This window comes from Arthrobacter sp. NicSoilB11 (assembly GCF_019977375.1).
In the GTDB taxonomy this organism is placed as follows: Bacteria; Actinomycetota; Actinomycetes; order Actinomycetales; family Micrococcaceae; genus Arthrobacter.
Genome location: NZ_AP024657.1, coordinates 775,220 through 791,803 on the forward strand (window position 1 = coordinate 775,220; position 16,584 = coordinate 791,803).

The 16,584-nt window shown below is 66.1% G+C and carries 16 protein-coding genes and 1 tRNA gene; 8 read left to right on the forward strand and 9 right to left on the reverse strand.

Translation table 11 applies throughout. The features are described from left to right. Positions 1 to 95: 95 nt before the first annotated feature. From LDO14_RS03735 to tmk, 6 genes are all read right to left on the reverse strand, one after another. Entirely contained in the window at positions 96 to 1,037 is a 942-nt protein-coding gene (locus tag LDO14_RS03735) for a polysaccharide deacetylase family protein (protein ID WP_223993854.1), read from the reverse strand. A gap of 426 nt (positions 1,038 to 1,463) precedes the next feature. Continuing rightward, the gene (locus tag LDO14_RS03740; protein ID WP_018771201.1) at positions 1,464 to 3,440 is read right to left on the reverse strand and encodes an APC family permease; all 1,977 of its coding nucleotides are present in this window, start codon (positions 3,438 to 3,440) and stop codon (positions 1,464 to 1,466) included. 493 nt (positions 3,441 to 3,933) lie between these two features. Continuing rightward, positions 3,934 to 4,006 (reverse strand) — tRNA-Thr (locus LDO14_RS03745). Positions 4,007 to 4,111: 105 nt separating this feature from the next. Then, positions 4,112 to 5,677, reverse strand: coding sequence for an alpha/beta hydrolase (locus tag LDO14_RS03750; protein ID WP_223993855.1), 1,566 nt, complete (start codon positions 5,675 to 5,677; stop codon positions 4,112 to 4,114). After that, entirely contained in the window at positions 5,674 to 6,837 is a 1,164-nt protein-coding gene (locus tag LDO14_RS03755) for a DNA polymerase III subunit delta' (RefSeq protein ID WP_056389228.1), read from the reverse strand. The genes LDO14_RS03750 and LDO14_RS03755 overlap by 4 nt, the downstream gene beginning before the upstream one ends. Beyond that, positions 6,834 to 7,508, reverse strand: a complete 675-nt coding sequence (gene tmk / locus LDO14_RS03760; protein ID WP_018771198.1) for a dTMP kinase — start codon at positions 7,506 to 7,508, stop codon at positions 6,834 to 6,836. The genes LDO14_RS03755 and tmk overlap by 4 nt, the downstream gene beginning before the upstream one ends. A gap of 134 nt (positions 7,509 to 7,642) precedes the next feature. On the opposite strand from tmk, the gene LDO14_RS03765 reads away from it, so the two are divergent. Both LDO14_RS03765 and LDO14_RS03770 read left to right on the forward strand, forming a co-directional pair. Next, complete coding sequence (locus LDO14_RS03765; protein ID WP_144600290.1) at positions 7,643 to 8,833, forward strand: aminotransferase class I/II-fold pyridoxal phosphate-dependent enzyme; 1,191 nt, start codon at positions 7,643 to 7,645, stop codon at positions 8,831 to 8,833. A gap of 9 nt (positions 8,834 to 8,842) precedes the next feature. Beyond that, the gene (locus LDO14_RS03770) at positions 8,843 to 9,196 is read left to right on the forward strand and encodes a DUF2516 family protein (protein WP_026266062.1); all 354 of its coding nucleotides are present in this window, start codon (positions 8,843 to 8,845) and stop codon (positions 9,194 to 9,196) included. Here LDO14_RS03770 and LDO14_RS03775 read toward each other — a convergent pair. Then, positions 9,181 to 10,014, reverse strand: coding sequence for a class I SAM-dependent methyltransferase (locus LDO14_RS03775; RefSeq protein WP_223993856.1), 834 nt, complete (start codon positions 10,012 to 10,014; stop codon positions 9,181 to 9,183). The genes LDO14_RS03770 and LDO14_RS03775 overlap by 16 nt on opposite strands. Before the next feature lie 120 nt (positions 10,015 to 10,134). Here LDO14_RS03775 and LDO14_RS03780 point away from each other — a divergent pair, with 120 nt between their 5' ends. Further along, positions 10,135 to 10,881: a phosphoglyceromutase gene (locus tag LDO14_RS03780; RefSeq protein ID WP_018771194.1), complete on the forward strand. Its 747-nt coding sequence runs from the start codon at positions 10,135 to 10,137 to the stop codon at positions 10,879 to 10,881. Positions 10,882 to 10,956: 75 nt separating this feature from the next. Here LDO14_RS03780 and phoU read toward each other — a convergent pair whose 3' ends face one another. After that, the gene (gene phoU / locus LDO14_RS03785) at positions 10,957 to 11,619 is read right to left on the reverse strand and encodes a phosphate signaling complex protein PhoU (RefSeq protein ID WP_018771193.1); all 663 of its coding nucleotides are present in this window, start codon (positions 11,617 to 11,619) and stop codon (positions 10,957 to 10,959) included. A 205-nt stretch (positions 11,620 to 11,824) separates the two neighbouring features. Here phoU and LDO14_RS03790 point away from each other — a divergent pair, with 205 nt between their 5' ends. After that, positions 11,825 to 13,057: an ATP-binding protein gene (locus LDO14_RS03790; RefSeq protein WP_134165866.1), complete on the forward strand. Its 1,233-nt coding sequence runs from the start codon at positions 11,825 to 11,827 to the stop codon at positions 13,055 to 13,057. Continuing rightward, the gene (locus tag LDO14_RS03795) at positions 13,054 to 13,734 is read left to right on the forward strand and encodes a response regulator transcription factor (protein WP_026266060.1); all 681 of its coding nucleotides are present in this window, start codon (positions 13,054 to 13,056) and stop codon (positions 13,732 to 13,734) included. The genes LDO14_RS03790 and LDO14_RS03795 overlap by 4 nt, the downstream gene beginning before the upstream one ends. A gap of 89 nt (positions 13,735 to 13,823) precedes the next feature. Here the strand turns inward: LDO14_RS03795 and LDO14_RS03800 are convergent, their stop codons facing one another. Next, entirely contained in the window at positions 13,824 to 14,423 is a 600-nt protein-coding gene (locus LDO14_RS03800; RefSeq protein ID WP_056389217.1) for a hypothetical protein, read from the reverse strand. 272 nt (positions 14,424 to 14,695) lie between these two features. Between LDO14_RS03800 and LDO14_RS03805 the strand changes: the two genes are divergently transcribed. From LDO14_RS03805 to ispF, 3 genes are all read left to right on the forward strand, one after another. After that, complete coding sequence (locus LDO14_RS03805) at positions 14,696 to 15,178, forward strand: CarD family transcriptional regulator (RefSeq protein ID WP_011690592.1); 483 nt, start codon at positions 14,696 to 14,698, stop codon at positions 15,176 to 15,178. 108 nt (positions 15,179 to 15,286) lie between these two features. Next, the gene (gene ispD, locus LDO14_RS03810; protein WP_056389214.1) at positions 15,287 to 16,069 is read left to right on the forward strand and encodes a 2-C-methyl-D-erythritol 4-phosphate cytidylyltransferase; all 783 of its coding nucleotides are present in this window, start codon (positions 15,287 to 15,289) and stop codon (positions 16,067 to 16,069) included. Between the two features lie 8 nt (positions 16,070 to 16,077). Further along, positions 16,078 to 16,578 carry a 2-C-methyl-D-erythritol 2,4-cyclodiphosphate synthase gene (ispF, locus tag LDO14_RS03815; protein WP_018771188.1) on the forward strand — a complete coding sequence of 167 codons (501 nt, stop codon included), beginning with the start codon at positions 16,078 to 16,080 and terminating at the stop codon, positions 16,576 to 16,578. Positions 16,579 to 16,584: the final 6 nt, after the last annotated feature.

The window sequence follows — 16,584 nt, forward strand, 5'->3', positions numbered from 1 at the left end:
GGATGGTGGCGCCCGCCATCGCGCATCGACGGGGTCCTGCGTTCGCTAACGTATGGATCAGCACCTACCCGGCCGGCGGAGCTCCGGAGGCATGCTCAGGGCAGATGGGTGAAGGAGATTCCTGCTGCCAGCAGCTTGTCCACCGCCTGCTTCACGCCTTCCGCCGTTCCGCCGCTGGGGTGGTTTCCATGGCAGATGACCACGTCTCCGGCCCGGGCCTTTCCCACTTCTTTGGCGACGACGGCGGCGGGATAGGTGGCGCCGCCGTCGCCATTGATGCTGAAGCCTGCCGGCTTCACGCCCAAGGTATTCAGGATGTCCACGGCGATGTCATCCATGTACGCGGTGCCCGGGCGGAAGTACCGGGGACGCTTACCGGTGATGCCGGCCAGGACGCCGTCGTTGGGTATGACCTCGTCATAGACTTCCCCCGCGTTCCTGGTGCCCGGGATGCCGTAGGCCGTGTTGCCGGCGGTGGACAACGGCTTATGGGACGTCCCGTGGTTGGCGATCTCAAAGAGCGGATCCGCTGCCAGCTGACGGGCCGTGGCCGGGTTGGCTGTGATCCACCGCGAATTCAGGAACAGCGTTGCCGGGACGTGCCGTTGGCGCAGGGTATCAATCAGCACCTGATCGTAACCGCTGCCGCCGGGACCGCCGCAAAAGTCGAAGGTGAGGGCGATGCCCTGTGATCCGGGCGGCAGCCGCGTCAGTACGCCGGGTGCCTCCAGGCCCCAGTAGTGGGCCTGGCGCTTCGCATAGGTGTCGATGATCTGTGCCCGGGCGGGCACGGTGCCTGCAGGCGTCCTGGATGCCGGCCCGTCGCCGTCGGAGCCGGTATGCGACAGCGGCGCGGAGCCGTCCGCCGGACCGTTGGCGGTGTCCGCGGACGTGTCCTGTGCCGCGGAAGGGTGCCCTGGTTGCGGCTGCAGGTCGGGCACGGCGGCCGACAACGTCAGCACGGCTGCCAGGAGGATGGTCCTGCGGGCGGGTCCTTTCCCGTCCTGGTTCATGTGCCGGGGTGCGTGCTGGTTCACCCCTAGGATCCCCCCAACGCCGCGAAGTGGGCGCTTGTCCTGCCCCGCCGGGCCGGGCCTCCGGGGGTGTTCGGCAGGAGGTGGCCGAAGCTGCTTGCATGTGCCGCGGCGCGCGGAACAGCAGCCTGGAAGCGGGTGGTCATGTGGGGAGGATACCTTGGCTTTCTTGCCGTTCCCTGAACCTCGCGCTGCACCCGGGGTGGCGGGCGTAATAAAGTGCGGATCCGGGCCCTGCGGTGGCAGCTCGGCGTCCCGGTTCGGGGCAGGCCGTTCCTAAGTTCCCTTCCCTGGGGCGCCCCGGACAGGAGCGGTTGTCGGGGCGGCACTGAAGGTAGCTGACCACGTTCGGCGGCCGGTAGGGGACGCCGGAGCACCCCCTTCACGTTCAATCCTGCCGACGCCTGCTTGGCTTCCGCGCAGCGCTCGTCAGCCGACGTGAATGCCTGGCCTTGCCGCCTGGTCGGGTTCAATCTCGCGGAGGATCTCCCGCACCAGCGGCGGGGTGTCACCCTGCCCGAGGAAAAGATAACGCATCAGGTGCGCCACCGGGCTTCCCTCGGACCACTCGAAATAGCACTGCGGCTTCACGCCGGTGGAGTTCCGCATCGCCAGCAGGACCGCCGCGATGGCATTCGGCACGGCCGGGGATTTCACCCTAAGCACCCGGTAGCCCTCGACTTCAAGACCTTCGACCCGGAGCGTGTGCGTGAAGTCCGACGGGTCGGAGATCTCGACCTCGAGAAAGATAACGTCGGCTGGGCCCGGAACCGGGTTCAGCCCCCGCTGTTCGTACTCCTTCTCGGCGTACTCAGCCTTGTCACCGCTTTGCTTCTTGTTGGCGATGATGTGCAGCTCGCCGTCGAAGGCAATCGAGTCTGTGATGAACTGGCGGGCGGCCTCATCGAATTCAATGGTGTCCACGCGCAGTTCGGTGGAGCGGGTGACCCGCGAGATGAGCGAGACCGCGATGATCCCGGCGATGAAGAACGCCGAGATGACGATCCCGTCCGGTTTTTCGAGGACGTTGTCGCCCAGGGCGTACAGCAGGATCAGGGTCAGGATGCCGAAGCCGACGGCCCCGGCCCTGCTCCGGCGCCGGAGGGCCGAGACCGTGACGGCGACCGCCCCCGAGACCATCATGGCCAGGATCCCGGTGGCGTACGCGCCGGCCTGGGCGTTCACGTCAGCGCGGAACGCGATGGTGATGCCGATGCTCAGGACGGTGTAGACCAACACCACGGGGCGGACCGCGCGGGCCCATTCCGGTGCCATTCCGTAGGCGGGCAGGTACCGCGGCACGATGTTGATCAGCCCTGCCATGGCGGACGCGCCGGCGAACCAGAGGATCAGGGCGCTGGAGATGTCGTAGACGGTACCGAACCCGGCTCCGAACAGGTCGTGGGCGAGGAACGCGAGGGCGCGTCCGTTGGCCTGTCCACCCTCCTCGAATTCCTTGGCGGGGATCATGACCGTGGTGATGAAGCTGGTGGACATGAGGTAGACGCTCATGATGAGGGCGGCCGTGGTGAGCAGCTTGCGGGTGTTTTTGACCCGGGAGGCCATCGCTTCCTCGGGTGTGCGTCCCGTGGCCTTGATCAGCGGCATCATGGAGACGCCGGTTTCGAAGCCGGACAGGCCCAGGACCAGCAGCGGGAAGGCGATGATGGCAGGGCTGACCAGCCCGATCGGGCCGCCGCCGCTGGAGAACAGCCGGTCGGTCCAGCCGCTGACCAGCGACGGATCCGCGGCCAGGTGGAGGAACCCAGCCACCACAACGGCTGCATTGAGGAGCAGGTAGATGGCCACCAGGGGGATCGCCACACCTACAGCTTCGTTGAAGCCGAGCAGGAACACCCCGCCGAGGATCAGAAGCAGGATCACGGTGATGATGACGGCGCTGCCCTTGAGGGCCTCGGGGAAGAGCGGGTTCTCGAGCAGGTGGACGGTCGCGTCAGCGCCGGAGAGGGTGATCGTGATGATCCAGGAGGTTGCGACGAAGCCCAGGAGCAGCAGGACGAAGAACTTGCCGCGCCAGAACGGCAGCAGCTTCTCCAACATTGCCACCGATCCTTGCCCCTGGGGGCTTTCCTGCGCGACCCTGCGGTACATGGGAAGCATCCCCAGCAACGTCAGGGCCACAATCAGCAACGTGGCCAGTGGGGAGAGGGCACCGGCAGCCAGGGCGGCGATGCCGGGCAGGTAGGACAAGGTGGAGAAGTAGTCGACTCCGGTCAGGCACATGACCTTCCACCAGGCGTTGGGTTTATGGTCTTCCTTGGCCTCCGGGCCGGCGGGGGCCACCTGGTTGGCGAGCAGCCAGCGGACCAGGGGAGCCTGGTCCAGGCTTGAGTCCTGCTTCAGGGAGACCTGGGCCGGAACCGGGTGGTCAGAAGGGGGTGTCATTGAGGACTTTCTATTGATGACCAGGGTGGTCGGCGACGAATCGAAGCGCCCGAACGGGCCAATTCTAGTCCGGTTCCGTACGTGGAACTGGGGTTACGGGGCGTCCATTGGGCCTGTCCCACAGCGGCGGCGGCTGGTCCGGGACGGGTTGCGCAGTGTCGGTGATTGGCCCGCCGACCATGAGCAGATGGTCAGGTGTGGAGTTCGCGCCAAAGTCGCTGCAGCAGTTTTCGGGGAACGCCCCCGGTTCGTGCGAAGTAGGCGTAGAACGGCGCGTTGTGGTGGTTTCAGCGGCAGCTCGCTCCCGTCAATAGCCCTGGCGGACTGACGTCCAGGGCCTGCTTGGCGCACGTTCCGGGCGGCCAGCACTGTCTTTGGATCGTGGCCGGGAGGGGTTCCCATCATGTGCCCTGCCCTCCGGCAGTACTACCCGCTTAACCAGCGAAAAACCCCGGAAACCCCTGAAAACAGGGGCTGTCCGGGGTTTATCCCGAGCTTCCTATCAGAATCGAACTGATGACCTTTTCATTACGAGTGAAACGCTCTACCGACTGAGCTAAGGAAGCACCGCACCAAATCCCCCGGACGAACCGGGCGCTTCATGCAAGAGTCAACTGTAATAGAGTCCCGCCGCCCCGGTCAAAATGGCCGGCGTGACGCTGCTGCGACCCTCAGCACACCGTATTGTCGGCCGGCAGCTTGCCGCTGACCAGATAGTTGTCCACGGAATCCTCCAGGCAGCTGTTGGCCCGGCCGTACGCGGTGTGTCCTTCACCCTTCCAGGTCAGCAGGGAGGCGTTCCCCAGCTGCTTGCGCAGTGATGCTGCCCATTCAACGGGGGTTGCGGGGTCGCCGGTGGTGCCGACGACCACGATGGGGGAGTCGCCGCTGTACTCCACCGCCGCCGGCGTGCGGACGTTTTTGTACGGCCAGTCTGCGCAGATGGTTCCGCCGTAGGCAAAGAAGTAGCCCAAGGTGGGTGAATCCTGTTCCAGCCGCTTTTCCTCCGCCCGCATGCCCGCGGCGTCCGAAACCATGGGGTAGTCCAGGCAGTTGACCGCATTGAAAGCGAGCGCCGAATTGGACGTGTAGGAGCCGTCGGGGGCCCGGTCGGCACCGATATCGGCAAGCCGGAGCATGAGGCTGACGTCCCCGGAGACGGCGGCCTCCAGCGCTTGGGTGAGGGCCGGCCAGCTTTGGTCGTTGTAGAGCGGGGTGATCAGGCCGCTGACGAACTGGGTTGCATTGACCAGCCGCCCGTCCTTGGCCGGGCGGGGTGTCTGCCGTATGGAGTCAATGAGGTCCCGGATCTGCTGAACGCCGGAGTCGACATCACCGCCCAGGGGGCACTTGGTCTGCTTCTGGCAGCTGGCCACGTAGCTGTGGAGCGCCTTTTCGAAGGCCCGGGCCTGGCCGCTGGTCAGGTCCTCATTGCTGATTGACGGATCGAGGGCGCCATCGAGGACCATCCGGCCTACGTTGTCCGGGAAAAGCGAGGCGTAGGTGGAGCCCAGGAACGTGCCGTAGGAGTACCCCAGGTAGTTCAGCTTGGAGTCGTTCACAACCGCGCGGAGCACGTCCAGGTCCTTCGCGGCGCTGACGGTGTCGATGTGGCCCAGGACGGGGCCTGTTTGTGACGCGCACTGGGTAGCGATTGCCTTGCTGTCAGCCAGTGCCGCCGCCAACCCGGCATCGGTTTCGTACGCGTAGATCTTGGCCCGGGCGGCGTCGCGTTCGGCGTCCGTGGCACAGGTGACCGGAGCGGAGCGCTTCACGCCACGCGGATCGAAGCCCACGAGGTCGTAGGCGTTGCGGACAGCCGCTGAAAAGTGGGTTCCGGCAGCGTCTTTGACAAAGTCGTAACCGGAGGCGCCCGGGCCGCCGGGATTGACCAGGAGGCTGCCGGTCTTCTTACCGGTGCTGGGTGCCCGGAGCGCTGCGATCTGGATGGTGTCGCCGCCGGGATTGGCGTAATCCATGGGCACGTTCACCTTGGCGCACTGGAATTCCCCTTCGCAGGGCTCCCACACGATTTGCTGCGAGTAGAACTTTTCCAGCCCTGCGGGAGCAGACGCCACGATGGAGGGGTCAGCCTTGGCCGTGGCAGCTTCCGGCGGGTTCTTGTCGCCACCAAGGAGGCTGCAGGAGGCCAGGACAACGGCCACGGCCATTGCTGCGGCGGCGCGGACAGCGACCGTCAGGGACCTGTGGCGTGCGGGCAGGGGGCGGGCAGTCATCGGGTCTCCTTGGAGGGCTGTATCAGGCTGGCAGCCATGGACTCAATGGTCAGCAGCGGGGCAACGTTGGTGGTGGTGATGCGTTCACGGGCTTTGTTAATGGCGTCCATGCGGGCCAGCGTGGCTTCCGGCGTGGAGCGGGCTGCGAACTCTTCCAGCTCACTCCTCAGCTCAACGTTGACCAACTCCACGGCGTTCCCAAGCTGGATGATCAGGACGTCGCGGTAGAAGGACAATAAATCCGTCAGGGTCCGGTCCAGGGAGTCCGTGATGGATCTCTTGGCCCGCCGCTTCTGGTCGTCTTCGAGCTGTTTCAGCTGGCTGCGCATGGCCGGGGGGAGGGCGCCGGTTTCCGGTGCTCCCAGCGTCGCCAGCAGTGCGGCCTTCTCTGCTGCATCGCGTTCCTCGTTGGAGCTGTTGGCCTCCGCAGTGGCGATCTTGACCAGCTTGTCCGCCATCATGACCGCCGCTGTTACGCCGCGCAGCCCCAGCGGGAAGCGGACAGTCTCCAGGCGGCGTTCCCTTGCCGCCGGATCCCTGGCCAGCCTCCGGGCGATGCCCACATGGCTTTGGGCAGCGCGGGCGGCCTGCTCCGCAAGGGCAGGGTCCACGCCGTCGCGCCGGACCAGCAGCGCTGCCACGTCCGACGCGGGCGGCAGCCGCAGGGCAACGCTTCGGCAGCGGGACCGGATGGTCACCAGGACATCGGCCGGGGACGGCGCGCAGAGCATCCACACGGTCCGCGGCGTGGGTTCCTCGATGGCCTTGAGCAGCACGTTGGTGGTCCGCTCGGCCATGCGGTCGGCGTCCTCCACCACGATGATCCGCCACCGCCCGGACGACGGCCGGTTGCCGGCGGTTGCCACCAGTTCGCGGGCCTCGTCAATAGTGATGGTGACCTTCTCTGTGCGCACGAAGGTCACGTCCGAATGCGTTTCACCCAGGATCGTGTGGCAGGCCTGGCACTGTCCGCAGCCACGCTGGCCCACGTCCTCCTGGTCGCAGTTCAGTGCGGCCGCGAACGCCTTGGCGGCATTGGAGCGACCGGACCCCGGCGGACCGGTGAACAGCCAGGCGTGCGTCAGGCTTTCGCCGCCGGCGGCTTGGCGCAGTTGTTCGACGACGGCGGGCTGGCCCTGGAGGTCATCCCAGACGGTCATGAGTCACCGCCGTCCGTGGCTGCTGCGGCGGCAGGAACGGCAAGGAGGGTTTCCACCCGGGCGAGGATCTGAGCGGCAAGGTCTTCCACCGGCAGGTGGGCCGGGAGGACCAGGTACGACTCCGGGCGGTCCGCAGCAAGGCTAAGGAAGGCCTCCCGGATCCGGGTATGGAACTCGTCAGCCTCGGATTCCAGGCGGTCTTCCGCTGCCTGGCCGGCAGTTCGGCGGCGGCGGCCAAGTTGGGGGTCAACGTCCAAAAGGACTGTGAGGTGGGGCTGGAGGCCCGATGTGGCCCACTCATTGAGGGAACGCACCGCGTCCAGGCCCAGGTTGCGGCCGGCACCCTGGTAGGCCACCGAGGAGTCGATGTACCGGTCCGTCAGGACGATTTCACCGCGGCCAAGAGCCGGGCGGATTACCTGGGTGGCGTGCGCGGCCCGGGAAGCCGCAAATATGAGGGCCTCGGTGTGTGCGTCGATGTCGCCATTGCCGTGGTCCAGCACAAGCGACCGCAGCTTCTCGCCAACCGGGGTGCCGCCGGGCTCCCGGGTGCGCAGCACGGTGTAGCCCAGGGACTCCAATGCTGCCGCAAGCCGGCCGGCCTGGGTGGACTTGCCTGCACCATCGCCACCCTCGAACGCGATGAATACGCCGGCCCTCTGTTTGTTCACTTCTCAAGCCTACCGAGGGGTACCGACTTTTCCCGATCCGTAGCTACCTCGAAGGCGGCAGTCCGGTGAACGGCAGCCGTCCACAAAACGACACCGCTTCCGGCGGATCCGGCAGGAACAGTACGCTTTTCACCATGAGTCTTTCCGAGCACCAGGCCGCTTCCCTTTCACCCGAGACCGTGGTGGTGGCGGCCGGGCGTCCGCCGCGGGAAAGGGACCAGCCGGTCAATCCTCCCATCACGCTTTCCTCCACCTACTTCGGTACCGGTCCGCTGGGCGACGGCGACCGGGGTTATGGCCGCTATTCCAACCCCACCTGGGATCCCTTTGAGGAGGCCCTCGGCCAGCTTGAAGGAGCTGCCCTTCCCGGACTGCTCTACGCGTCGGGGCTGGCGGCGGTCAGTTCCGCGCTGTCCCTGATCCCTGCCGGCGGCGTGCTGGTCATGCCCAACCACAGCTACTCCGGCTCCCTGGTGATGGCGACGGAACTTGCCCAAAAAGGATTCATCGAACTCCGGACAGTGGACATTGCCGACACGGACGCCGTCAAGGATGCCCTGGCACCGCAAGGCCCGTCGGCGAAAACCGCGGCCATGCTGTGGCTGGAAAGCCCCACCAACCCCATGCTCGGAATAGCGGACATGCCGGCCGTCGCTGAGGCCGCCCATGCAGCCGGGGCAATCGTCGTCACTGACAACACCTTTTCCACGCCACTGGTGCAGCAGCCCCTGCAGCTCGGATCCGACGTCGTCCTCCACTCGGTGACCAAGTACCTCGCCGGGCACTCCGACGTCGTCCTTGGCGCCCTGGTTACTTCCAATCCGGACATCCGGTCGTCGCTGCTCCACCACCGCATCATCCACGGCGCCATCGCGGGTCCCTTCGAAGCGTGGCTCGCACTGCGGGGTCTGCGGACCCTCGCGCTGCGCGTGGAACGGTCGCAGGAGTCGGCAATGATCCTGGCGGAACGCCTCGCCGCCCACCCCGCCATTGATTCCATCCGGTTCCCCGGGCTCGATTCCGACCCCGGCCATGCCCGCGCCAAGGAACAAATGCAGGGCTTTGGCTCCATTATCTGTGTCCAGGTGGCACCCACGGCGGGCCTGGGCGGCGCCGACGCCGCGGACAAGCTGGTGCAGGCGTTGGAGCTTTGGCTGCCGGCCACCTCCCTGGGCGGGGTCGAATCCCTGATCGAACGGCGGCGCCGGCACTCGGCGGAACCCGCCAGCGTCCCCGAAAACCTGGTTCGGCTGAGCGTCGGGGTGGAAAATGTTGAGGACCTGTGGGCTGACCTGAAGCAGGCGCTGGACACGCTGGAGGGCTAGGCTGGGCTTGTGGACGGTCGAATAATTATCGCGTACGTAGAGCAGGCAGTGTTCTTTATCCTTGGCCTGGTGGCCCTGGGGCTTGAACTGTGGGCGTTCGTGGACTGTGCCAGGCACCGGGCCAACGCCTTCGAAGCCACGGGCAAGCGGACCAAGACGTTCTGGCTTGCCCTCACCGGCGGTGCGTTGCTGGTGGGCATCATTTCGCTGTTCGGCGCCGGTGGCGGCATTATCAGCACCCTTGGCCTCTTCGGGCTCGCCGCCGTGGTGGCAGCCTCCGTCTACCTGGCCGACGTCCGTCCCGCAGTGAAGGACGCAGGCCGCGGCGGCAGCCGCAACATGGGCCCCTACGGCCCCTGGTAACCAGGTTCCACGGCCGCCCAGTCCACCGTCAGCTCGCCCAGCCGCCACCTGGCCGGCCCGTCCTGCACCGGCCACCCGGCCTCGCGCAGGCCCCGGCACATGCCGACCCAGCGCTGCCTGTTGCCGAACGAGGCGAGCGGCGCGCTCCCAAGCCATGCGCGGTCCATCGCCTGCATGAAGGCATGAACAGGTTCGCCAGGGACGTTGCGGTGGATCAAGGCCTTGGGAAGCCGCTCGGCCACGTCCGAAGGCAGGTCGAAGCTCCCGAAACGGACCGAGATGCTCAGCGACAGCGGACGGACCCGGTCGAGGGTCACCCACGCCACGCGCCGCCCGATCTCGTCGCACGTGCCGTCCACGAATATGCCGCCCGGCGACAACCTGCCCTGCACCAGCTGCCAGATGCCCCGGACATCAGCTTCCTCGTACTGCCGCAGGACATTGAAGGCGCGGACCAGGACAGGATGGCCGGGAACGGGCAGCTCGAAGCCGCCCAGGTGGAAGGTCAGCCCGGGCCGCTGCAGCGGAAGCGCAGCGCGGACGCGCTCCGGTTCGATCTCGATCCCGCAGACCCGCACGTCCGGCCGGACAGCGGCGAGCCTTTCATGGAGTTCGACGGCGGTGGCTGGTGTTGCGCCGTAGCCCAGGTCAATGACGAGCGGGTCAGCCGCCGACCGCAGGCGCCAGGCCTGAGGTCCGGCCAGCCAGCGGTCCACCCGGCGCATCCGGTTGGGGTTGGTGGTGCCGCGGGTGACGTTGCCCACCGGACGGCCCTGCCGGGCGGCGGATGTCCTGCCGGATAGTTGCGGGGAGTTCACCCGTTCAGCCTTTTGAACCACCGCACAACCCTATCCCTGGCCCTGGGGGAAGCGGGCCCCACCGCGGCCTGGCTTGTAACGCTGGGCGGGCGGCAACACTGCTCGGCTAGGATGAAAATCATGACTTACAAGCTGATTCTGCTGCGCCACGGCCACAGCGAATGGAACGCAAAGAACCTGTTCACCGGCTGGGTGGACGTTGACCTGAACGACCAGGGCCGCGCGGAAGCAGCGCGCGGCGGTGAGCTGCTGGTGGAGAACAACATCCTTCCGGACGTGCTCTACACCTCCCTGCTGAAGCGGGCCATCAACACCGCGAACATCGCCCTGGACAAGGCCGACCGCGGCTGGATTCCGGTCAAGCGCGACTGGCGCCTGAACGAACGCCACTACGGCGCGCTGCAGGGCAAGGACAAGGCGCAGACCCTCGCCGAATACGGCGAAGAGCAGTTCATGGAATGGCGCCGTTCCTACGACACCCCGCCGCCGCCCCTCGACGACAACTCCGAGTTCTCCCAGGCGCACGACCCCCGTTACGCGGGACTCGGCGATGCCCTGCCGCGCACCGAGTGCCTCAAGGATGTCCTGGTGCGGCTCCTGCCCTACTGGGAATCGGACATCAAGGAGGACCTCAAGGCAGGCAAGACGGTCCTGGTGACCGCGCACGGCAACTCGCTGCGTGCCCTGGTCAAGCACCTCGACGGCATCAGCGACGAAGCCATCGCCGGCCTGAACATCCCCACCGGCATCCCGCTGGTGTACGAACTGGACGAGGACTTCAAGCCGGTCAAGCCCGGCGGAACGTACCTGGACCCCGAAGCTGCCGAAGAAGCCATCCTGGCAGTGGCAAACCAGGGCAAGAAATAGGACATTAAACCCGTACGACGGCGGGCCGGTCACCTCAGGTGACCGGCCCGCCGTCGTCCTCCGGCAGCTTGGGTGTCAGCTGTGTTCTGTCCCGGTGGGCTGCCATGCGCCCGTGACCAGGTAGGTCACCTTCTGGGCGACGGAGACGCCGTGGTCGGCGAAGCGCTCGAAGTAGCGGCTGGCGAGGGCCACGTCCACGGTGGTGGCGGGGGACTCGTGCCACTCAGGCGCGGCGATGGCCTTGAAGACGCTCAGGTGCAGGTCATTGATCGCCGTGTTGGCCTTGAGGATGTCCCTGGCCACCTCGAGGTCGCGGCTTTCAAGCAGGACGGTCAGCTTGTCGGCGATCTCCTGGTCGAGCTCGGCCATCCGGTTGAAGGTCTCCGTCATGGACTCCGGAATCACCGTGGAGGGGTAGCGGAGGCGGGCCAGTTGGGCGATGTGGCGGGCCAGGTCACCCATCCGCTCGAGGGACGCGCTCATCCGCAGGGAACCGACGATCATGCGCAGGTCGCTGGCGACAGGACCCTGCAGTGCCAGAATGTCGATGGCCCGCTCATCGAGGCTGTTCTGCAGGAAATCGATGCGCGCGTCCGCGGCGATGACATCCTGCGCGAGGTCCACGTCCGCTACCTGGAACGAGGTAGTGGCCTTGTTGATCGCTTCGCTGACCAGTCGGGAGATCTCCACCAGCTGGTCACCGACCTGGGTGAGCTCTTCCTGAAAAACCTTACGCACGTAGGCGTCCTTTCCTTGGAACTCCCGCCGGCCGCTGCAGGGCAGCAGGAATCGTGTCGCCATTAGGCGCTCTGACCACCAACTCTGTCATCGCCCGGTAAACGATTATGCCCACACAGATGAACGTTAGTTGAACCGTTGGCCGGATAGGCCGGAAGTCGGCAGGGGGCTTAGGGCAAGAGCATAAAGTGGAGCTGTGGATCCTATGCTCATTGGTCTGGTTGCCGGCCTTATCGGTCTGGCGCTTGGCACGTTCGGCGTGCTTGCCTACCGGGTCAGCGAGAAGCAGCGCGAGCTGCTGGAGATCGACGCCGGGGAGCTGGCACTGCCGCCCGGCGCAGCGGAGGTGCTCGCCGTCGTCGGACGCGCTTTTGTGGTGCTGGACGACGTGGACGGCGTGGTCCGGGCCAGCCCCGCAGCGTACGCGTACGGCCTGGTCCGCGGGCACACCGTGGTCCACAGGGAACTCCTGGACATGACCGCGGGAGTCCGGCGGGACGGCGTCATCCTGGAAAAGCAGCTCGAACTCCCGAGGGGGCCGCTGGGCAAGGGAACCATCATCGTCCAGGTGCGGGCGGCCATGCTGGGTGAGGAATACATCCTGCTCCTCGCCGATGACCGGACGGAGATCACGCGCACCGAAGAGATCCGCAACGACTTCGTCGCCAACGTATCCCACGAACTGAAAACCCCCGTGGGTGCCATTTCGCTGCTGGCCGAGGCGCTCGAATCCTCCGCCGACGATCCTGACGCTGTCCGCCGCTTCGCCAAGCGCATGCACAAGGAATCCGCCCGCCTGGCCGCCCTGGTCCAGGACATCATCGAACTTTCCCGTCTGCAGGGCGCCAGCGTGACCCAGCAGGGCGGCCCGGTGGACATCAACGCCGTCATCGCCGAGGCCGTGGACCGGTCGCAGCTTCCCGCGGAAAGCAAGAACATCAGCATCGTGGTGGGCGGCCGCACCGAGGGCAAGGTCTTCGGTGACCAGGACCTGCTGGTGACGGCGCTGCGAAACCTTATCGACAACGCCATCCGCTATTCACCCGACAACACCCGGGTGGGGATCGGTGTACGTTCCAGGGAAGGCGTAGTCTCGATTTCCGTGACGGATCAGGGCGAGGGGCTGACCCCTGAGGACCAGGAACGCGTGTTCGAACGCTTCTACCGGGTGGACGCCGCCCGTTCCCGCCAGACGGGCGGTACCGGCCTGGGCCTGAGCATCGTGAAGCACGTGGCGTCCAACCACGGCGGCGAAGTGACCCTCTGGTCCCAGCCCGGGCAAGGGTCCACCTTCACCCTCCGGCTGCCCGAAATGGAAGGCCAGGACGGCGAGGACGCGCCGGCCGGGCCGGAAGCACCGGCACAGGCGCCGGAAAAACTCAGTCTTACCCACCTACCCCGCGCCGCCGGCGCAACAGATCGAGGAGCCAGCGCTTGAGCAGGATTTTGATTGTCGAGGACGAGGAGTCGTTCAGCGATCCGTTGTCCTATTTGCTGGGCAAAGAAGGGTTCGAGGTGGAGGTGGTGGACAACGGCCTTGATGCCATCACCGAATTCGACCGCAACGGCGCCGACCTGGTGTTGCTTGACCTGCAGCTCCCGGGTCTCTCCGGCACTGAAGTGTGCCGGCAGCTCCGCCAGCGCTCAAGCGTCCCCGTCATCATGCTGACCGCCAAGGACTCGGAAATCGACAAGGTGGTGGGCCTGGAACTCGGTGCTGACGATTACGTCACCAAGCCCTACTCCTCCCGCGAACTGGTGGCCCGCGTCCGGGCGGTATTGCGGCGCCAGGGGGAGCCTGAGGAGCTGATTTCCTCAACCGTCCAGGCCGGTCCGGTCCGCATGGACATCGAACGGCACGTGGTGAGCGTGGACGGCCAGCAGGTCCTGCTTCCCTTGAAGGAGTTCGAGCTCCTGGAGATGCTGCTGCGCAACTCGGGCAGGGTGCTGACCCGCGGCCAGCTCATCGACCGCGTCTGGGGCTCCGACTACGTGGGCGATACCAAGACCCTTGACGTCCACGTGAAGCGCCTCCGCGGCAAGATCGAACCCGATCCGTCCGCTCCCCGCTACCTGGTGACCGTCCGCGGCCTTGGGTACAAATTCGAGCCGTAGGCCGTACCGGGACTCCGTCAGCAGGCATAACAAAAGGGAGGAGCCAGTGGGCTCCTCCCTTTCGTTGTGTCCGGGGTTCCGGCGCCTGCTTAGCGGCTCGTGGCGGTCGCGGTGGCAGTAGCCGGGGCGGAGGCGCTCGAAGTGGCGCTGGTGGTTGCGCCGGCAGAGGGGGTGGCGGATGAAGAAGCGGACGACGAGGACGTTGCCGAAGCGCTCGGCGTAGGTACGTAGTCCTTGTACTCCTCCAGCGTGGCGTCCAGGACGGGAACCTTGACGGTGTTGCTGACGTTGGTGCCGTTCTCGCTGATCTTGACGTCCACCAGGGAGCCGGGCTGGCCACCAGTGGTGCTCAGGATGGCTTCGTCGGACTTCTCGTTGAGGAGCGTGTACGAGTTGGCCTTCACCGGTACCTCGGTCTGCGAGCCCTTGGCGCCGTTGACCGTGAGCTTCACGTCCTTGGAAGAGGAGTTGTAAACGGCGCCGATCAGGCGGCCGGGCTTGTCCTCGCCGGTGGAAACAATCAGGATGTTCCGCAACTGCAGGGGACCGAGGTCCGCGCGGATGCCGTCCGAGGCGGAGTACTGATGGCTGGTCTGCTGGGGCGTGATGTAACCGCAGCCCGCGGTCAGCAGGCTGGCGCCAAGGGCAGCAGCCGTCAGTGCCAGTTTGCCGCGCTGGGCCCGGTTCATCGCAGTGGAACGCACGTCACGTACTCCTCGAGAAATTTGAAGTCTTTTTCAGCCCATAGCCTATCCGCAATGAGGGGCAAACGAGGATTCGGCGGTGTCACATCCACTGTGGGAGCGCTCACCTGATGCACTAATCCTCCCATCCGTCAAGGGGGTGAAGGGGGTTGATTGGGCCCATTTTCCGCGTATTTTCGCGGTTGGAGGCCCTTTCTCCGGCCGGTCATATGCCTGAATCGTGATAAACTGGTCTGCGGGAAAGGGGAAATGTCCACATGGTATTTGAGGTCGGCGAGACAGTAGTTTACCCTCACCACGGTGCTGCGAAGATTGAAGAAATCAAGATGCGCACCATCAAGGGCGAAGAGAAGATGTATCTCAAGCTCAAGGTGGCTCAGGGTGATCTGACCATTGAAGTTCCAGCAGAGAACGTTGACCTTGTTGGGGTCCGGGACGTAGTGGGCAAGGAAGGCCTGGAGCACGTGTTTGATGTGCTCCGCGCCGAGTTCACCGAGGAACCCACCAACTGGTCACGCAGGTACAAGGCAAATCTGGAGAAGCTTGCTTCCGGTGACGTCATCAAGGTGGCAGAGGTCGTTCGCGACCTGTGGCGCCGGGATCACGACCGGGGCCTTTCCGCAGGCGAGAAGCGTATGCTGGCCAAAGCCCGTCAGATTCTGATTTCAGAACTGGCGCTGGCTGAAAAGACCGACGAGGAGAAGGCTGCAAGCGTTCTCGACGAGGTCCTGGCTTCCTAAGAATTTAGCCCCGGCGGCACGCAAGTGCCGCCGGGGCTTCTTTTTTTGGCATCACCCGCCGGTGTCCAAGCCGCCTGACCGCAGTGGCGGCGTCGTAGGCTAGTCCGCATGAGTGAATCACCCACGCGCCTGGTCACGGCCGTCATCCTCGTGGCCGCCGGTTCCGGGCAGCGCCTCGGCTACGGCATGCCCAAGGCCGCTGTTCCGCTCGGCGGCGAGCCCATCCTGATACATGCCCTGCGGGGCATTGTCGCGTCAGGAGTGGCCAGCCAGGTGTGCGTGGCGCTGCCTGCCGGTGACCAGGGCCTGCGGGAGTTGTGTGACGACTTCCGTGGCGAGCTTGCCGATGGTGGTCCACTCCTGACGATTGTCGACGGCGGAGCCACCCGGGCCGACTCCGTCCGCGCAGGCATCTCGGCACTGATGGACGGCATCGAGGCGGTCCTGGTCCACGACGCCGCCCGCGCGCTCACGCCCGAATCCGTTTTCCACCGCGTCTCCGATGCCCTTGCCGCCGGCGCTGCCGCCGTCATTCCGGCGCTGCCCGTGGTAGACACCGTCAAAACGGTGGCCGCCACTACCGGGGAGGACGCGGCCTTTGCACCCGAAGTTGTCACGGGGACAGCCCGCCGCCAGGAGCTCCGGGCCGTGCAGACGCCCCAGGGTTTCCGGATCGGCGCGCTGCTGCAGGCGCACCAGGCCGCACAGTCCCTGGACCAGCAGCAGTCCGCGGCCGTCACCGACGACGCCATGCTGGTGGAGATGCTCGGCACCCCCGTCCATGCCGTCCGCGGATCAACGCAGTCCCTCAAGATCACAACGCCCCTTGACCTGATCTTCGCGGAAGGGCTCCTGGAAGGCCCGCTCGGCGCCCGGTGGGTGGAAGGATGAGCGCGGAGATGGTTCTGCCGCGCACCGGGGTGGGGATCGACGTCCATGCCTACGCGCCGGAAGACTCGCCCCGGCCCCTCTGGCTCGGTGGACTCCTATGGCCCGGCGAACGGGGCCTCGCCGGGCACTCAGATGGTGACGCCGTCGCCCATGCGGCCGCGGACGCCCTGTTCTCGGCCGCCGGTATCGGCGACCTTGGCACCCACTTCGGTACCGACCGCCCGGAGTTCGCCGGCGCATCCGGCGCCACCCTCCTGGCCGAAGCCGCCCGGATTGTCCGGGCAGCCGGGTTCGAAATTGGCAACGTTGCGGTGCAGTTCGTGGCCAACCGGCCCAAGTTCGGGCCGCGCAGGGAAGAATCCCAAAAGGTCCTCAGCGAAGCCGCAGGCGCCTCTGTGGGCGTCACGGCAACCACCAGCGACGGCCTGGGATTCACCGGACGCGGGGAAGGCATTTCGGCGGTGGCCACCGCGCTGGTGTACCCCCAGCAGCCCCAGCCCATCAGCTAGTCTGGA

What these genes read in the sequence shown, in the direction of transcription:
- LDO14_RS03740 (WP_018771201.1), bottom strand. Translation starts at nt 3,440, where the DNA reads ATGACACCCCCTTCTGACCACCCGGTTCCGGCCCAGGTCTCCCTGAAG.
- LDO14_RS03750 (WP_223993855.1), bottom strand. Translation starts at nt 5,677, where the DNA reads ATGACTGCCCGCCCCCTGCCCGCACGCCACAGGTCCCTGACGGTCGCT.
- LDO14_RS03755 (WP_056389228.1), bottom strand. Translation starts at nt 6,837, where the DNA reads ATGACCGTCTGGGATGACCTCCAGGGCCAGCCCGCCGTCGTCGAACAA.
- LDO14_RS03765 (WP_144600290.1), top strand. Translation starts at nt 7,643, where the DNA reads ATGAGTCTTTCCGAGCACCAGGCCGCTTCCCTTTCACCCGAGACCGTG.
- LDO14_RS03780 (WP_018771194.1), top strand. Translation starts at nt 10,135, where the DNA reads ATGACTTACAAGCTGATTCTGCTGCGCCACGGCCACAGCGAATGGAAC.
- LDO14_RS03790 (WP_134165866.1), top strand. Translation starts at nt 11,825, where the DNA reads ATGCTCATTGGTCTGGTTGCCGGCCTTATCGGTCTGGCGCTTGGCACG.
- LDO14_RS03800 (WP_056389217.1), bottom strand. Translation starts at nt 14,423, where the DNA reads ATGAACCGGGCCCAGCGCGGCAAACTGGCACTGACGGCTGCTGCCCTT.
- LDO14_RS03805 (WP_011690592.1), top strand. Translation starts at nt 14,696, where the DNA reads ATGGTATTTGAGGTCGGCGAGACAGTAGTTTACCCTCACCACGGTGCT.
- ispD (WP_056389214.1), top strand. Translation starts at nt 15,287, where the DNA reads ATGAGTGAATCACCCACGCGCCTGGTCACGGCCGTCATCCTCGTGGCC.
- ispF (WP_018771188.1), top strand. Translation starts at nt 16,078, where the DNA reads ATGGTTCTGCCGCGCACCGGGGTGGGGATCGACGTCCATGCCTACGCG.